Origin of the sequence: Daejeonella sp. H1SJ63 (assembly GCF_029360775.1) — a bacterium.
Taxonomy (GTDB): domain Bacteria; phylum Bacteroidota; class Bacteroidia; order Sphingobacteriales; family Sphingobacteriaceae; genus Daejeonella.
The window spans coordinates 574,458-590,734 of the sequence record NZ_JARKMZ010000028.1; the positions used below are offsets into that span (position 1 = coordinate 574,458).

The 16,277-nt window shown below is 38.3% G+C and carries 13 protein-coding genes; all 13 read left to right on the forward strand.

Going from position 1 to position 16,277, the window contains the following annotated elements; all coding sequences use genetic code 11:
* Nucleotides 1–74 precede the first annotated feature (74 nt).
* The 13 genes from P2W72_RS10205 (at nucleotide 75) to P2W72_RS10265 (ending at nucleotide 16,222) form a co-directional block, all read left to right on the forward strand.
* The gene (locus P2W72_RS10205; protein ID WP_276361777.1) at nucleotides 75–3,404 is read left to right on the forward strand and encodes a VCBS repeat-containing protein; all 3,330 of its coding nucleotides are present in this window, start codon (nucleotides 75–77) and stop codon (nucleotides 3,402–3,404) included.
* A gap of 35 nt (nucleotides 3,405–3,439) precedes the next feature.
* Nucleotides 3,440–4,981 carry a PQQ-dependent sugar dehydrogenase gene (locus P2W72_RS10210; protein WP_276361780.1) on the forward strand — a complete coding sequence of 514 codons (1,542 nt, stop codon included), beginning with the start codon at nucleotides 3,440–3,442 and terminating at the stop codon, nucleotides 4,979–4,981.
* Nucleotides 4,982–5,129: 148 nt separating this feature from the next.
* On the forward strand, nucleotides 5,130–6,776 hold the full coding sequence (locus tag P2W72_RS10215; protein ID WP_276361782.1) for an aminotransferase class V-fold PLP-dependent enzyme: 1,647 nt from the start codon (nucleotides 5,130–5,132) through the stop codon (nucleotides 6,774–6,776).
* A gap of 128 nt (nucleotides 6,777–6,904) precedes the next feature.
* A complete protein-coding gene (locus P2W72_RS10220) occupies nucleotides 6,905–8,209 on the forward strand; it encodes a vanadium-dependent haloperoxidase (protein WP_276361785.1) in 1,305 nt (434 codons plus the stop codon).
* Nucleotides 8,210–8,413: 204 nt separating this feature from the next.
* Nucleotides 8,414–8,959, forward strand: coding sequence for a c-type cytochrome (locus tag P2W72_RS10225; RefSeq protein ID WP_276361788.1), 546 nt, complete (start codon nucleotides 8,414–8,416; stop codon nucleotides 8,957–8,959).
* A gap of 209 nt (nucleotides 8,960–9,168) precedes the next feature.
* Nucleotides 9,169–10,104 carry an SMP-30/gluconolactonase/LRE family protein gene (locus tag P2W72_RS10230; protein ID WP_276361791.1) on the forward strand — a complete coding sequence of 312 codons (936 nt, stop codon included), beginning with the start codon at nucleotides 9,169–9,171 and terminating at the stop codon, nucleotides 10,102–10,104.
* Nucleotides 10,105–10,127: 23 nt separating this feature from the next.
* On the forward strand, nucleotides 10,128–10,595 hold the full coding sequence (locus tag P2W72_RS10235) for a RidA family protein (protein ID WP_276361794.1): 468 nt from the start codon (nucleotides 10,128–10,130) through the stop codon (nucleotides 10,593–10,595).
* Between the two features lie 93 nt (nucleotides 10,596–10,688).
* A complete protein-coding gene (locus tag P2W72_RS10240) occupies nucleotides 10,689–11,138 on the forward strand; it encodes a c-type cytochrome (protein ID WP_276361797.1) in 450 nt (149 codons plus the stop codon).
* Nucleotides 11,139–11,149: 11 nt separating this feature from the next.
* Nucleotides 11,150–12,592, forward strand: coding sequence for a PQQ-dependent sugar dehydrogenase (locus tag P2W72_RS10245; protein WP_276361800.1), 1,443 nt, complete (start codon nucleotides 11,150–11,152; stop codon nucleotides 12,590–12,592).
* Between the two features lie 93 nt (nucleotides 12,593–12,685).
* Nucleotides 12,686–13,609 carry an RraA family protein gene (locus tag P2W72_RS10250; RefSeq protein ID WP_276361803.1) on the forward strand — a complete coding sequence of 308 codons (924 nt, stop codon included), beginning with the start codon at nucleotides 12,686–12,688 and terminating at the stop codon, nucleotides 13,607–13,609.
* A gap of 41 nt (nucleotides 13,610–13,650) precedes the next feature.
* Complete coding sequence (locus P2W72_RS10255) at nucleotides 13,651–14,964, forward strand: bile acid:sodium symporter family protein (protein WP_276361806.1); 1,314 nt, start codon at nucleotides 13,651–13,653, stop codon at nucleotides 14,962–14,964.
* 99 nt (nucleotides 14,965–15,063) lie between these two features.
* On the forward strand, nucleotides 15,064–15,495 hold the full coding sequence (locus tag P2W72_RS10260; protein WP_276361809.1) for a nuclear transport factor 2 family protein: 432 nt from the start codon (nucleotides 15,064–15,066) through the stop codon (nucleotides 15,493–15,495).
* 94 nt (nucleotides 15,496–15,589) lie between these two features.
* Complete coding sequence (locus P2W72_RS10265) at nucleotides 15,590–16,222, forward strand: HAD family hydrolase (protein ID WP_276361812.1); 633 nt, start codon at nucleotides 15,590–15,592, stop codon at nucleotides 16,220–16,222.
* Nucleotides 16,223–16,277: the final 55 nt, after the last annotated feature.

Sequence of the window (16,277 nt, forward strand, 5' to 3'; positions counted from 1 at the left end):
AGGTCAAAATGACCAGGGGACACATAAATCCCAATCAGTTTTACAGAGTTCTTATTTCATAATAATTTTAGACAATGACATTTCATTTCAAAGGTCAAATCATTTCGGAAACACTTAAAAGATCAGCGTTAGCTGTTGTTGTAAGCTTTTTGTTATCTGCCTGCGGCAGTAATGACAATAAACTTTTCACCCTCATGAAAAAAGGTGATACAGGTATTGACTTCAGAAATATACTCGAAGAGGGGCAGGATCTCAATGTGATGAATTATTCCTATTTCTATAATGGTGCCGGGGTATCGGTTGGCGACATTAATAATGATGGCCTTCAGGACGTTTTATTTACTGGTAATATGGTTAAAAACCGACTTTTTTTGAATAAAGGTGATTTTAAGTTCGAAGATATTACTCAGAAAAGCGGTGTTTCAGCAATGCAGGGTTGGTGTACCGGGGCAACAATGGTTGATATTAATTCAGACGGTAAGCTTGACATTTATATTTGCAGATCTGCGGATATAAATCCTGTCCGGCGCAAAAATCTCTTATTCATTAACAATGGAGATCTGACCTTCAGCGAAAAGGCGGAAGAGTATGGTCTTGCAGATCAGGGATATTCAACACAGGCTTCATTTTTTGATTATGATAAAGATGGTGATCTGGACATGTTTCTGATAAATCATTCTTTACAGCAATACAGTACTGGTGTACAGGAGAATGTTCAATTGCGTAAACAAACGAATCCTGATTTTTCCAATAAACTTTTCCGTAATGATAATGGACATTACAGTGATGTTAGCGCTGAGACGGGGATTACCTCAAATGTGCTGACTTTCGGCCTGGGGTTAGCAATTTCTGATTTGAACAGTGATAGCTGGCCCGATATTTATGTTTCCAATGATTTTAATGAACCTGACTATATGTTCATTAATAATGGCAACGGAACCTTTACAGATAAGCTTTCTGAAAGCATGGATCAGATTTCTATGTATTCTATGGGCTCAGATGCTGCTGATTATAATAACGATGGATTCCCGGATCTTGTTACTCTGGATATGCTTCCGGAGGATAATAAGACTCAAAAAATGCATTCCGGAGCAGAAAATTTTGATAAAATGCAGTTTTTATTCGACCGGGGATTTTATTTTCAGTTTAGCAGAAATATGCTGCAGAAAAACAATGGAGATGGTACTTTCTCTGAAATTGGTCAGCTTGCAGGTATCTCAAATACTGACTGGAGTTGGTCAGCTTTGTTCTCAGATTTTGACAATGACGGGAATAAGGATCTGTTTGTTACAAACGGTTACGTTAAAGATTATACAGATATGGACTTCCTGAAATATACAATGGATCAGACCATTAAGGCCAAACAGGAAGGAAAGGAAACAGTGGTGAAAGATTTTATAGAAAAGATGCCAACCATTGTAATGCCGAATTATGCTTTCAAAAACACAGGTAAAGACCGTTTTGAAAATATGAACTCAGAATGGGGACTTGATCAAAAGGGTATTTCATCAGGTGCTGCATATGCAGATCTTGATAATGACGGCGATATGGATCTTATTGTAAATAATACAAATGATTATGCATCTGTTTACAGAAACAATTCAGACAAATTTAATAAGCATAGTTTTTTAAAAGTTAAGTTAATTGGTGAAAAACAAAATTCATTGGGTATTGGATCAAAAGTTGTTCTATATAGCAAGGGAAAACAATATTTTCAGGAACAAATGCCTGTCCGGGGCTTTCAGTCGTCGGTTGATCCTGTTTTGAATTTTGGACTAGGGGATATTAAATCTATTGACTCTCTGAAAGTTATCTGGTCAAATGATAAAACTCAGGTATTGAAAAATGTTAAAGTTAATCAGACACTTTCGCTTGATATTAAAAACGCAGCAGCAATAACGAAGTATTCTCCGGTACCTCCATCCATTAAGCTTCTGAGTGAAAGTCCTTTATTGTCATACAGTCATAAGGAAAATCAGTTTAATGATTTTACTATTCAAACTTTACTGCCTAATTATCTGTCAAGACAGGGGCCATGCATGGCAAAAGCCGATGTCAATAATGATGGCCTGGAAGATATCTTTATTGGTGGAGCAGCCGGACAAGCCGGTGCAATATTTATACAAGCCGCTAGCGGACAATTAAATCTAAAGGCAGTTCCTGCTTTTGATTCAGATGCTCAATCTGAAGATACTGCAGCAGAGTTTTTTGATATGGATGGTGATGGCGATATGGATCTGTATGTTGGTAGTGGAGGCTACGAGTTTGCTGCTGATAATCCTTTATTACAGGACAGGATTTATATCAATGATGGGAAAGGGAATTTCAGTCGTAAAAATACAGGGTTACCTGCGATGTTAATCAGCACGGGTACTGTTAAAGCTTCAGATATTGATTCTGACGGAGATAAAGATTTGTTTATCGGGGGGCGTCTTGTGCCGGGCAGGTATCCAAGTTCTCCTGAAAGCAAGATCCTTTTGAACGATGGTAAGGCTAATTTTACTGATGCAAGCAAACAATTTGGATCAGAGCTGACTTCTCTCGGCATGGTTACAGATGCCTTATGGCTTGATTTGAATAAAGATAAAACTGAAGATCTTATCGTTGCAGGGGAGTGGATGCCTTTAAAGGTATTTATAAATCGCAATGGTAAATTGAAGGATGCTTCTTCTGATTATATCAAATTTGCTTCTTCAGGTTGGTGGAATCGTATTTATGCCGACGATATGGATGGTGACGGTGATAAAGACTTAATTATTGGAAATCTTGGCTTAAACGCCCAATTCCATGCTACTGAAAAGGAACCTCTGAAAATATACTTTAAAGACTTTGATGAAAATGGCTCAATTGATCCGATCTTCTGTTATTACATTGATGGTGTTTCTTATCCCGCAGCGTCCAGAGATGATCTTATGGATCAGCTTCCGGGTTTAAAGAGTAAATTTCTTGAGTATCATAAATATGCAAATGCAACGATTACCGATCTCTTTACTTCCGAGCAGTTGAAAGATGTGAAAGAGTTAAAAGCTGAGATTCTTGAAACTGTTTTCCTTGAGAATACCGGAACTTCATTTAAGTTAAAAGAGCTTCCTGTTGAGGCTCAATATGCGCCTGTATATGCAATGACTTCACTGGATGCTAATGGAGATGGTAAGAAAGATTTGCTCCTGGCAGGGAATAATTCATGGACCAGAATCAAGTTCGGACAGTATACAGCAAGTAACGGAGTTTTAATTACAGGCACTCCGGATGGCAAGTTTACCTATGTTCCTCAATGGAAGAGTGGTTTAAATATAAAAGGTAATGTGCGCAGCCTTCAGGTAATTGGTAAGGCAAAGGATTCGGCAGGTCGGATTATATTTGGAATAAATAATGCGGAAGCAAAAACAGTAAAAGTTAATTGATATTTTTTTGAGTGCAGGTTTTATAGTTTTATTATATGAATAACAAAGTTGTTTATTTTCTGTTTTTTAGTTTTTTAGTTTCAATATTCTTATCATTTAAATCAAATGAAAGTATTCAGGAACCATGGAAGGCCCCGGAATCTGCTGATACCATAAAAAGCCCGTATTCATTCACTCCATCATTTATCAGGGAAGGAGAGAAGTTATATAATACCTTATGTGTTACCTGTCACGGACAGAACGGATTGGGAGATGGTCAGCCCGGCAGATATAAAATTGAACCTGCCAATTTTCATAAGAAGCAGGTTACAGATCAGAAAGATGGCGCTATATTCTGGAAGTTAAGTAATGGAAGAGGTATAATGCCTGCTTATGGGGTTGCATTGTCAGAGGAGAAGCGCTGGCAATTGATTGCTTATATAAGGCAGTTTGCTAAACAGAACCTTGATTTGTCTGCAAAGAAAGTAGTGGTGCCTCTTAAAAATTATGGAATAAACAGGGCCGTGCCAAGCCCTTATTTTCCATTACCGGCTAAAGTTAGCAATGCCATAGCTACTGAGGAACTTGTATTGATGGTAGATACCGTAGCTAAAGGATTGAAGAGGGCATGGAGCCTTACTTTTTTACCTGATCATTCTGTATTGATTGCAGAAAGAAGTGGTAAAATATTACGTATGAAAGGTGGAAAATTACTTGATACGCTAACGGGTAATATCCCATCAAGTCTGCGGGATATTAAGCTTCATCCTGATTTTAAAACAAATAACCTTGTTTATCTCTCTTACTATATAGAACCTGTAAAAGCTGCCGGTACCGGAGGTTATACCGCCCTGATGAGAGCCAGATTACAGGGAAACAAACTGCTTGATGAAAAGACAATTTACAAGGCAGGGCCTTTTAAAAACAATGGAGATTGGTTTGGCAGTAAAATTGGCTTCGATAAGGGTTATGTATTTTTCTCGGTAGGAATCCATAGTCCAAGAAATAATGCGCAAAGTCTGTCAGCATTTGATGGAAAAACAATGAGGTTGCATTATGATGGCAGTATTCCTAAGGATAATCCGTTTGTTAATACCCCGGGAGCCTTGCCTGAAATCTATTCATATGGGCATCGTATGCACCAGGGTATGCGCCGCGATCCTAAAACCGGAAGAATGATGGTGGTTGAATTTGGTGAGTTAGCGGGTGATGAACTTAATGTTTTGAAACCGGGAGCAAATTATGGATGGCCGATTGCTACATACAGCCTCGAATACAGCGGCGCAATTATTTCTGAAAGTCCGTTTAAAGAGGGTGTTGAACCTCCAATTCATCACTATGCAATTGCGCCGTCAGATTTTGATTTTGTATATGGAACTAATTATCCGGCTTGGGATGGTAATATCTTTATAGGGGGACTTGCAACCAAAAAATTGTATCGTTTGGTAATGAAGGACGATAAATTTGTTCATGATGAAGCATTATTGCATAATCTCGGCCGTATCAGGGAAGTTGTTTACGGACCGGATCATTTCTTATATGCAATGACTGAGGATACAGGAATTCTTGTTCGTCTCATTCCTTTAAAGAAATTATAGTTGAGGTTTTTAAAGAAAATTTCATCTGTTTATTTTTCTTGTTTTTAATCCCGCACGTGCGGGATGGAGCCTTTGATGATTAAACCCCGTAGGGCTCATTTAGATTTTTTAACAATATATCTGTAAAAACAGTAATCAATAGATACTCATGAAACGAAGAAATGTGTTAAAAGGACTTGCCTTGATTCCACTTAGCGGAGCCGTCCTTGGAAAAGAATCGGTCGCCAGTCCTGTCAGTGCCTCAGCGGGACTTGAATCGGCTTCCATTATAAATAAGCCGGCATTCATGGCAGAAACAAATATTTTTCGGTCAATTGGAGTTGAGCCGATAATAAATTGCCGTGGAGCATATACTATTATCGGAGGTTCATTAGAGCTGCCTCCTGTACGTGAAGCAATGGAAGCAGCTGCACATAATTTTGTGCAGTATGATGAATTAGCCGAAGGTATTGGTCAGAGATTGGCTGATTTAACGAAAGCTGAGTGGGGTATGGTTTCTGCAGGTTGTGCTGCTGGTATGAAACATATCACTGCCGCATGTGTAACAGGTGGTGATCCCGAAAAGTTAATTCGAATTCCGGATCTAAGCGGCTTTGATAAGAACGAAGTGATTATTCCACTTTATTCAAGAAACACCTATGATCATGCTGTCAGGAATATTGGTGTTAAGATAGTTCATGTTTCCAATGCAGCTGAGCTTGAAAAAGCGATTAATCCTAAAACTGCAATGATTTATGTAAATGCAGTTAACGGCTCATTTACTGGTCAGCCATTTTCGCTGGAAGTAATTGCAAGTGTAGCTAAGCCCAAAAATATTCCGGTTCTTATTGATGCAGCAGCCGAGAATCTGACTATTCCTTCTGTCCATCTTAAGCGAGGTGCAGACCTTGTTGCCTATAGCGGAGGTAAAGCTATAAGAGGACCTCAGTGTGCTGGTTTGATGCTTGGCAGAAAGGATATTCTGATGTCGGCATGGCAGGCAAGTTCACCTCATCATGGTCCGGGTCGTGATAATAAGGTAGGTAGAGAAGAGATGATAGGTATGATGGCTGCAGTAGAAACATGGATTAAACGGGATCATGATGCAGAATATAAAACATGGACTTCCAGACTTGATTTTATGGCTAAAAGGGTCCAAAACATTCCTGGTGTTAAAACAGCAATTGAACATCCCGAAGAATTGTCAAATAAGCATCCAACACTCAGAATTTTCTGGGATCCTGCAAAGTTCCATGTTACCGCTTATGAAGTTGCTGAAGAGCTGGGTAGTACAAAGCCGAGAGTAGCAATAGGTTCAAGAGATGAGAGCGATGGAACCACTTCAATTGATATTGTTTCAAGTCATATGCAGGATGGTGAAGAAAAGATTGTGGCCGACAGAGTATTCGAGGTATTGTCCAGAAAGCGTAATCCTAAATCTGATGTCATGGCTGCCCCTGCAGCTAATTTATCCGGTATTTGGGATGTAGATGTTAAGTTTTTTAGCAGCACTATCAGACATACCATCAATATTCAGCAGGATGGTAACTGGATTAATGGTACCCATAAAAGTCAATTCGATGAACGCAGCATAGGCGGTACACTTGAAGGTAATCTAATCAAGCTTAGCAGTACTATGCAGCGGCCGGGCGATCGTATTACATTCTATTTCTCGGGTACCGTGAGTGTAGATAAAATGTCGGGCGATATCCATATGGGAGAATATCGCACCGCTAAATTTACTGCTGTTAAAAATACTGCAAAACCAGCACGTAAGAAAGTGCTTGTTCCTAAAGGCCCGCCATTGGCAACCTGATTCATGAAATACATCCGGGAGTTTTAACTTCCGGATGTATTAAAAAAGACATTTTGGTGTTTTTTTGTTGCTTTCCTTGGTAACTCTGTATCTTATTTTTAATTTAGATTCATATAACATTATTGAGTATGAAAAAAATATTACTTGCTTTCATTTCTTCACTCATTCTTACTTCCTGTTCGAATAAAAAGGATTATGAAATTGTTTTCGCGAATCCCGAATTGTATTCTAAAACAGTGGGTTTATTGACTGATGTCATTACCTATGACATTTTTAATCCGCCGGTAGCCAGCAGGATTTATGCTTACAGTAATCTGGCAGCTTATGAGGTAATTTCATCTAAATCAGATAAGTATAAATCGATTGGTGCAAAATTCAAGGATTTTAAGAAACCGGAACTTTCAGATAAACCAATTAATAAAGAGTTTGCTGCACTTATGGCTTTAATGTATGTAGGGAAGGAGCTAACTTTTTCAAAAGATTCAACTCAGAAAATTATTGATGGACATATCCAATTGGCAAAAGATAATGGAATGCCTGACGATATATTAGAGAATTCACAGGAATATGCTCATGCTTACAGTAAAGCTGTTTTAGATTGGAGTAAGAATGATAATTATAAGAAAACACGCTCTGACGTTAAATATTCAGTAAATACCAGGGAAGGCAGATGGGTTCCAACTCCACCTGCATATATGCCTGCTGTAGAACCTAACTGGATGAAAATACGTACTGTTCTGATTGATTCAGCAAGCCAGTTTTTGCCTAAACCACCCGCAGATTTCAGTAAATCAAAAGACAGTAAGTTTTATGAATTAGCTGATGAAGTATATCAAACCGGACTCAAATTAACAGACCAGCAAAAAGCAATTGCAGATTTTTGGGACTGTAATGGTTTTAAGGTCAATGTTTCAGGTCATGTGATGTTTGCTACAAAAGCTATGACACCCGGAGGCCACTGGATGGGTATAACAGGTATTGTAAGTAAAAATCAGAAGGCAGATTTTGATAAAACAGTATATTCATATGCAGGTGTTTCAATTGGCATAATGGATGCATTTATTGCATGCTGGAATACAAAATTTACATATGATCTTTTAAGACCGGAAACGTATATCAATCAATTTATTGATAATGCATGGAAACCTTATCTTCAAACGCCGCCATTTCCCGAGTATACCAGCGGGCATTCAATCATTTCGAGTTCTGCTGCTACAATTCTGACAAATATTTATGGTGAGAATACAGCTTTTGTTGATTCTACTGAAAGACGCTGGGGATGGCCTGACAGAACATTTAAAAATGTTAGAGAGGCTGCAAATGAAGCTGCACTTAGTCGTCTTTTAGGGGGCATTCATTATCGTGAAGCTATGGAAGAGGGCCTGGTTGAAGGTAAAAAGATAGGAGAACTTGTTTTTAGTAAATTGAATTAAGGCTCTTAGCTCAGGTGCTGGTCTAATTACAGAGGTTCGATATTTATGTCGAACCTTTTGCTTTTTAAAATTATTTGGATCAGTTCAGGTGCTGCATGTCATTGACTGACAGTTGATTTGCTATTTTTATTTAAAATCTGAGTTTTTTTGAATAGAATTGCGGTATACAATGTTGTATAGTCAAGAGTTAACAGTATCAAAACAATGAAACGAATTTTTATCCTGGGTGTATGTGCCCTTTTTATCGCTTGTAACAGTTCATCTGAAAAGGCGAGTGAAACAGATTCATCTACCGTAGTAACAACGGATACGACTGCAGTGGTTTCAACAACTGACACTACTGGTGCGGCTGTTGCTGCTCCTGTTCCTGCTGAAAGTCCTGCAGTTAGTCAACCTGTTACAGAAACAAAAACTCCTGAAGCTGCTCCTGCTAAAACAGCTGCCGTAAAGGAATCGGCCCCTGTTAAACCTGCCGCTGCTGCTGATAATGTTGACCTTAAAAAAGGTGAAACTCTGATTTCAAAATCTGATTGTTTTGCTTGCCATAAAGTTCAGGAGAAGGTTTTAGGACCATCCTACAAAGACGTAGCAAACAAATATGAAAAAACCAAAGCTAATATCGATTATCTGGTTAATAAGATTAAAACCGGCGGAAGCGGTGTTTGGGGAGCAGTTCCGATGTCACCACATCCTGCATTATCTGATGACGATTTAAAAGCAATGGTTCAGTATATTCTGAGCCTTAAATAATATATATAAATACAGGGTTCTGAAATTTAAATATTTCAGAACCCTGTATTTATACTACCTTTTAAGTTACAGGATCTTTCTCACCTTATACTGTAACAATTTAACTTGCAATTCTTAGGCTTTCTGTATTAGCTACCAGTGAATTATTATATTTAGGCATTTAATAGGGGATAGCCTGCATTTTTAACTCATATACTTAATCAAATACTATGGCGACCAGTAGTTTATTGTTCAATAATAGAAAAGAGCTTAAGGCATTGGCTTTAACTTTACTTTTATCTTCAGGTACATTTTATAGTCAGGCTCAAAGCAAAGCTTTGTTTCAATCAGTAGAATTGACTTCTGTGAATAGTTTTACCAGAGGCGCTGAAGGACCTGCGGTAGATTCAAAAGGTACAGTTTATGCTGTTAATTATGGTAAAGAAGGTACGATTGGTCAGGTAACGATTGATGGTAAAGCCGGGTTGTTTATAGAACTACCAGCGGGAAGTGTTGGCAATGGAATTCGTTTTGACAGTAAGGGAAATATGCTGGTTGCTGATTATACCAGACATAATGTTCTCAAAGTAGATATGCGAAGCAAACAGATTAGTGTATTTGCCCATAATCCGGAAATGAGCCAGCCTAATGATATTGCGATTGACAGCAAGGACAGGTTATATGCCAGTGATCCAAACTGGAAAGAAGGTACAGGTAGAATTTGGCGTATCGATCTTGACGGGAAATCAACTTTACTCGAAACGATGGGTACCGCCAACGGAATTGAAGTGAGTCCTGATAATAAGTATCTCTATGTTAATGAATCAATTCAGCGTAAAGTCTGGAAGTACGATTTGAATGTAAAGGGAGAAATCAGTAATAAACGTTTGATTCATGAGTTCCCTGATTTCGGAATGGATGGAATGCGCTGTGATGCTGAAGGGAATTTATACATAACAAGACACGGAAAAGGTGCTGTAGCTATACTTTCACCCGAGGGGAAACTCTTGAGGGAGATTCCAACAATTGGGAAACTTCCAAGTAATATCGCATTTGGTGGAAATGACGGACGTACAGTTTACATCACGCTGCAGGATAGAAGGAATATGGAGAGCTTCAGAGTCGAAAATCCGGGCCGTGAATGGAAAATGTCAAAAGTTAAATAATAATTTAATTAAACATAAATAAAATGAAAACACAAAGAAGATCTGTATTGAAGAAATTGTTTGCTTCAGTAGTTGGTGTAACAGGAATAGGAATGGTTGCTAATGCTAAAGCGGTTGAAGCGGCTCCTGAAAAAGAGGCTGGAAATATTACTGAATTTCAGAATGTTCCATTGTTTTCTGGACATACGATTCACAATGGTCTGGTTTACATTGCAGGAAAGGGAGCCCATACCGATCCATTCGATATTAAGTCACATACAGAGATAGTTCTTAAAGAACTTGAAAAGGAATTGATTAAAGCCGGATCATCTATGGAAAAGGTTCTAAAAGTGACTGTATACCTCAATGATATTGCTGATTATAAAGGCATGAATGAGGTTTATAAGGGTCGCTTTGGAAGTAAACCTCCGGTTCGTACTACCATTGCAGTTGCTAAGGGAGGTGTTCCCGGCGATTCATTGGTTGAGATGGATGCGATTGCTTATTTATAATGTCATTACAGGTAAATCCTGTTCTTAATTTTTTGCAGCCAGTACAGATAACCAATCTTGTATTGGCTGTATAATTGTAAATACCAAAATAAGATGAAAAAATACAGTTTCTATACATTATTCTTGCTGGGAGGGATAAGTGTTTTTATGCTTTCAGCTTCAACTAATTACAATGCATACAGTAGTGTCAATCTGACTGATACTATCAGACAGGAAGCCTGGTTGGCTCCTTCCTGGGCAGATACTATTAAAAATTCCATCAAGGTTTCTCCCGAAAATATTGCCAAAGGTGAAGAGATGTATAATATGTATTGTTTTTCATGTCATGGGGATACTGGTTATGGTGATGGACCTGCCGGGGGATCTATGGGAGTGAGACCTGCTAATTTTCATGATCAGAGGGTAATTAAGCAGAAAGATGGTGCTCTTTTCTGGAAACTTACAAATGGTAAGGGTAATATGCCGCCATTTAAAGAAGTTCTGACAGTTGAACAACGCTGGCAAATGATTCTCTGGCTGAGAGAATTGGGTAAGCAACAGTAGTACAGTTTTGAATGAAGAGATTTATTAATTCAGTATTAGTTCCTGGTCTGATCATTATTTATTCGGCAGCTGCTTTCTCTCAATCTGGCAGACCGGCAGCCGTTCAGCATACTCCGAAAGCATTAAGACCGGATATCAGGATAGAAAAATATATGCCCGTTGCTTCAAAGGCTGTTAGATTGCTTTTTGAACCTAAATCGGGAATTTTTTATTATACTGATTTTTCAGGTGGGGTTTACCGGATCAAAACTACATTGGGTAATCCTGAATCTGAACTGGTGTTTAGTGCAGCCGATCACGGCATTACCCGTTTACAGGGCGCGGTATTTTCAGGAAAATATCTGTTTTTATGCGGTAATATCAGTGTAAACAACAATAAAGGTACGAAAGGCCGTATGGTTCGTTATGATATGTCATACGTGGAAAAACCTGAAATGACTGTAGTATTTAATACAGTTGAATATGGTACAAATGCCACAACTTTTGATCATGGCTGGAACGCGCTTGAAGCAAGTGCCGATGGCAAATATATTTATGCGAATACCGGGGCACGTACTGATCATGGTGAAGTACAGGATAACAGAGGAGCTTACCCAAATGCCCGCGACAATGCATTGACAGCAAAAATATTCAGGTTCCCTGCTGATGCAAAAGATTTGGAGCTTCCAAATGATCTGGAAAAACTAAAATCTATGGGATATATTTATGCTGAAGGTATCCGTAATGCATATGATATCGCTTTTGATGCGAAGCAGAATTTATTTGCTGTGGTTAATTCGTCAGACTATGATCATAATGAAGATATGTTCTGGGTTAGGGAAGGTAAACATTATGGATTTCCATGGGTTATGAGCGGAATTGAAAACCCTCAGCAATATCCTGATTGGCAGCCGAATCCGGATACCGATCCTTTTATTCCCAGAAGTTCACATGCATGGACTGTAAAATATTTCAGGAATGATCCTGAATTTCCAAAGATTCCGGCAGGTGTGAAGTTTTCTCCGGGAGTTCAGAATCTTGGTCCCGATGCTAATGAATACCGCGGACATTCCGGGAAAATACTTGACGGTGATAATACTGGTTTAACAACCAGTACATTTACTCCGCACAGCTCCCCTCTGGGATTGGTTTTCGACACAAAGAATGCATTATCCCGTGATTTTAAAGGGGATGGATTTGTACTCAGAAACTCATTGGGTAGCAGGTCAAGTATGATGAAGCCATTTACTAATGAGGGCAGAGACCTTTTGCATCTGAAATTGACATATGATAAGGGTAGTGATAATTACTTTGTTAAAACTACCAGAATCATGGATTCGTTTAATAATCCAACAGATGCAGTATTGGTTGGCAACGAGCTTTATGTAATTGAGTATGATGCCAGAGAAGGCAGTATCTGGAAGATTACCCTTCCTTCAGGTTCTGGTAAGGCTAAGAAAGTGAAGAATAATTAAGAAATTCAGATCTTTAAAAGATGAATATTCCTTAATGTTGTTTAAAGCGTTTTATAAATCTTTTTTGTTTATTTATATTATTAACTTAAAATCATGAAAATAAAATTATTAGTGCTTACTGCCCTGGTTATTATTTCGGCAAGTAGCTTTTTATGTGCCCAGACAATTCCTAAAGACGAACTTATTTTTCTAACCTCTGAATGGAAAGGTGCGCGTTTCCCTGATGGAAGACCTAAAATTAATGATGACCTTTTGGAAAGAGCCAAAAAGATCGGAATGGATGATGCATGGCAGGTTTTGAAAGTAATGGGATATGTTAATCAATTTGAACATGGATGGAAAACCCTGAATGATGAAATTATTACAGGCCGTGCTGTTACTGCGATGTACATGCCTAATCGTCCTGATGTTGAAAAGAATATAAAAGAGCGTGGTGCAAAGCAGGGTCGTGTAGGAAACACCAATTCATGGCCTATTGCTGTTTTGAATAAGGGAGATGTTTATGTGGCTGATGGATTTAGTAAGATCGTTGGTGGTTCACTGATTGGTAGTACTCTTGCAACTTCAATTTATGTAAAGTCTGGTAACGGTGTCATTTTTGATGGTGCAGCCCGTGATGTTCAGGGACTTGAAGAAATTAAAGGGTTTAATGCCTACGTAAGGGATTTCCATCCGGGATTTATGGAAGAAATGCTTTTAATGGGATTGAATACCCCAATTCGCATTGGTCAAACAATGGTAATGCCGGGCGATCTTGTTATTGCGGGTAAAATTGGAGTTTTATTTGTGCCGGCTCATTTAGCAGAACAGGTAGTTTCTACGGCTGAATTCATCGTCAGAAGAGATAAATATGCATTTGAAGTAGTTAAATCCGGAAAATATTCAAGCGGACAATTGGATAGCCAATGGACTGAAGAAATGAAGCTTGATTTCTTAAAATGGATGGAAAGACATCCTGAAGAAGGGAAAATGACTAAAGCAGAGCTTGATGTTATCATGAGTAAAAGAACCTGGTAGTAAGCAACCTGAATAATTTTTAACCTAAACCATTTAACATTTTGAAAAATTTAAACATTTATTCTTTGTCCCTGGGCCTGGCATTGCTTTGCTTGATCGGAGCTCTTTTTTTAATCTTCAGGGGAGATTCTGCAGATGCAGGACCATTGTTGATTTTCTTTTTTACTGCCCTTGCGATAGGTGTTAGAGGTACAAAAACCTTTAAGGCCTTTTCTTATACTATCTGGATATTTACAGCAGTAACTGCATCCATGTTTTATCCTCAGTATTTTGTCTCAATTGGCGATTTTCAACTTAAAACCATGATTGTACCTTTGTTACAGGTAATCATGTTTGGTATGGGATCTCAAATGAGTTTTGAAGATTTTACCGGAGTCATTAAGATGCCTAAAGGAGTGATTATTGGTGTTGGTGCCCATTATATTATTATGCCAATGGTTGCGTTTGGTATTGCTCATATCTTTAATTTTCCACCTGAAATCGCTGCCGGAATTATTTTGATCGGAACAGTTCCGAGTGGTTTGGCTTCAAACGTAATGTCTTATTTAGCTCACGCAAACCTCGCTCTTGCCGTTACCATTGGGGCTATTTCAACTATAATTTCTCCGTTTGTAACTCCATTATTGATGCAATTGTTAGGCGGTCAGTATATTCAGGTTGATTTCTGGCACATGATGCTTGATATTTTGAATATGATCATTATGCCAATTGTTGCAGGCTTTATGTTTAACCTTTTCTCTAAAAATGAGGCAAGTCAGAAATCGAAAATTTTTCAGTTGATTGGATATTTTGTAGTTGTTGTTTTGACAAATCTGGTATACATGAAATCAAGCGGATCTGATTTTAGCGGATTCCTTACTGCTTTAAGTAAATCGTTAATCTGGTTCTATATATTACCAATGGTTGGTGCCATTTTACTGCGTAAACTTGTAAAAGGAGATGATAGCTGGATGGGAAGTGCACTTTCAATGATCTCGATGGTTGGTATTGCTGTGATCATTTCTATCATTACCGCAGCCGGTCGAGATAGTTTATTACAGGTAGGCTTATTATTGATTATCACGAGCTTACTTCATAATGCTGCCGGTTATATCCTTGGTTATAGTGTTTCATGGGCAGCAGGTATGCCTGAAAAGGATCGTCGTACTGTAGCCTTTGAAGTAGGTATGCAAAATGGTGGTCTGGCGTCTGGTTTAGCACTTCAAATGGGTAAGATTGCTACCGTCGGTTTAGCTCCTGCTATTTTCGGCCCATTAATGAATGTTACCGGTTCTGCACTTGCCAGCTGGTGGAGAAGCAGACCTCCTCTGGAAGATCTTGAAGCTGAAAAGAATACTTCACAAGCCAGTCATTAAATAAGAATTGTAAATGTCAGAACCGGTTTGGTTTTGATAATATAAATATTTTCCCGGATGATGACCTCATCCGGGAAGATTAACCCTAAAAAGCTCAATATGAAAAATATTCTTAGTCTTTTTGTATTATTAACCCTCTCTGTCAGTACATTGAATGCACAGACAAAGTCTGAACAGGCTGTTGCAACTGCTGTCATTTCCCTTCACAATAATGTGGTAAATCCTGACCGTAAAGTTTTGGATATGCTGGTTTCAGATGCCTTATCTTACGGACATTCGGCGGGTAAGGTTGAGAATAAAGAACAGTTTGTAGATTTTCTATTTAACGGACCATTTAAGTTTACTGCAATAAATACCACTGATCAGACTATTCATGTTAGTGGGAAAAATGCTGTTGTCAGACATATATTTATTGGAAAAGCTACCAATAATGGGGTTCCAACAGATATTCGTGTAGGCAATCTGATGATTTGGCGCAAGGAAAATGGCCAATGGAAACTACTTGCCAGACAGGCATTCAGAATCCAATAAGCAGAAATACTTTTATTACTAATTAAACAAAATTGCGCATTGGAAACATAGCGCATTTTTTGTTATATATAACTTTAATTTATTGATATTGAATATGTTAAAACCTGATAGCTTAATATTCGACTTAGATGGCACTTTGTGGGATGCACTTGATACTTATCTGGCTTCCTGGAATGAGGGGGCGAAGCTGGAGAACCTTAACAGAACATTTACAAGAGATGATCTACATTATGTAATGGGTTGGGAACGGTCTAAAGTGTTGGATCATTTGTTCCCGGATATGGATAAGGAAAGACAGGAAGAGATTTATCGTACCATTAATGAACGCCGGTTAAAGCTGATGCCTCAAATGGGAGGGGTACTTTATGAAGGTGTTCGCGATGGTTTGATCAGATTATCTGAAAAGTATAAATTGTTTATTGTGAGCAATTGTCCTGCAAACCTGATCGTAGAATTTATGAAATGGGCAGATTTGCAGGAATACATTACAGATGAAATGGCTCATGGAGTAAACTCGATGCCAAAACATCATAATATTAAGTTACTTGCAGATAAGCATAAACTGAATAGTCCCATATATATTGGTGATACTGAAGGGGATTGTCTGGAAACCAGAAAAGCAGGAATGCCATTTATATTACTGACCTATGGTTTTGGCACAACGGATGATTTTGACCTTAAATTTGATGATTTTAATTCGTTTACGGACTATTTCATGAATTTGTAAGTGTACAGTACTAAGAACTAACTGAATTAAAATGCTGTAGTCAAGCATTAATCTT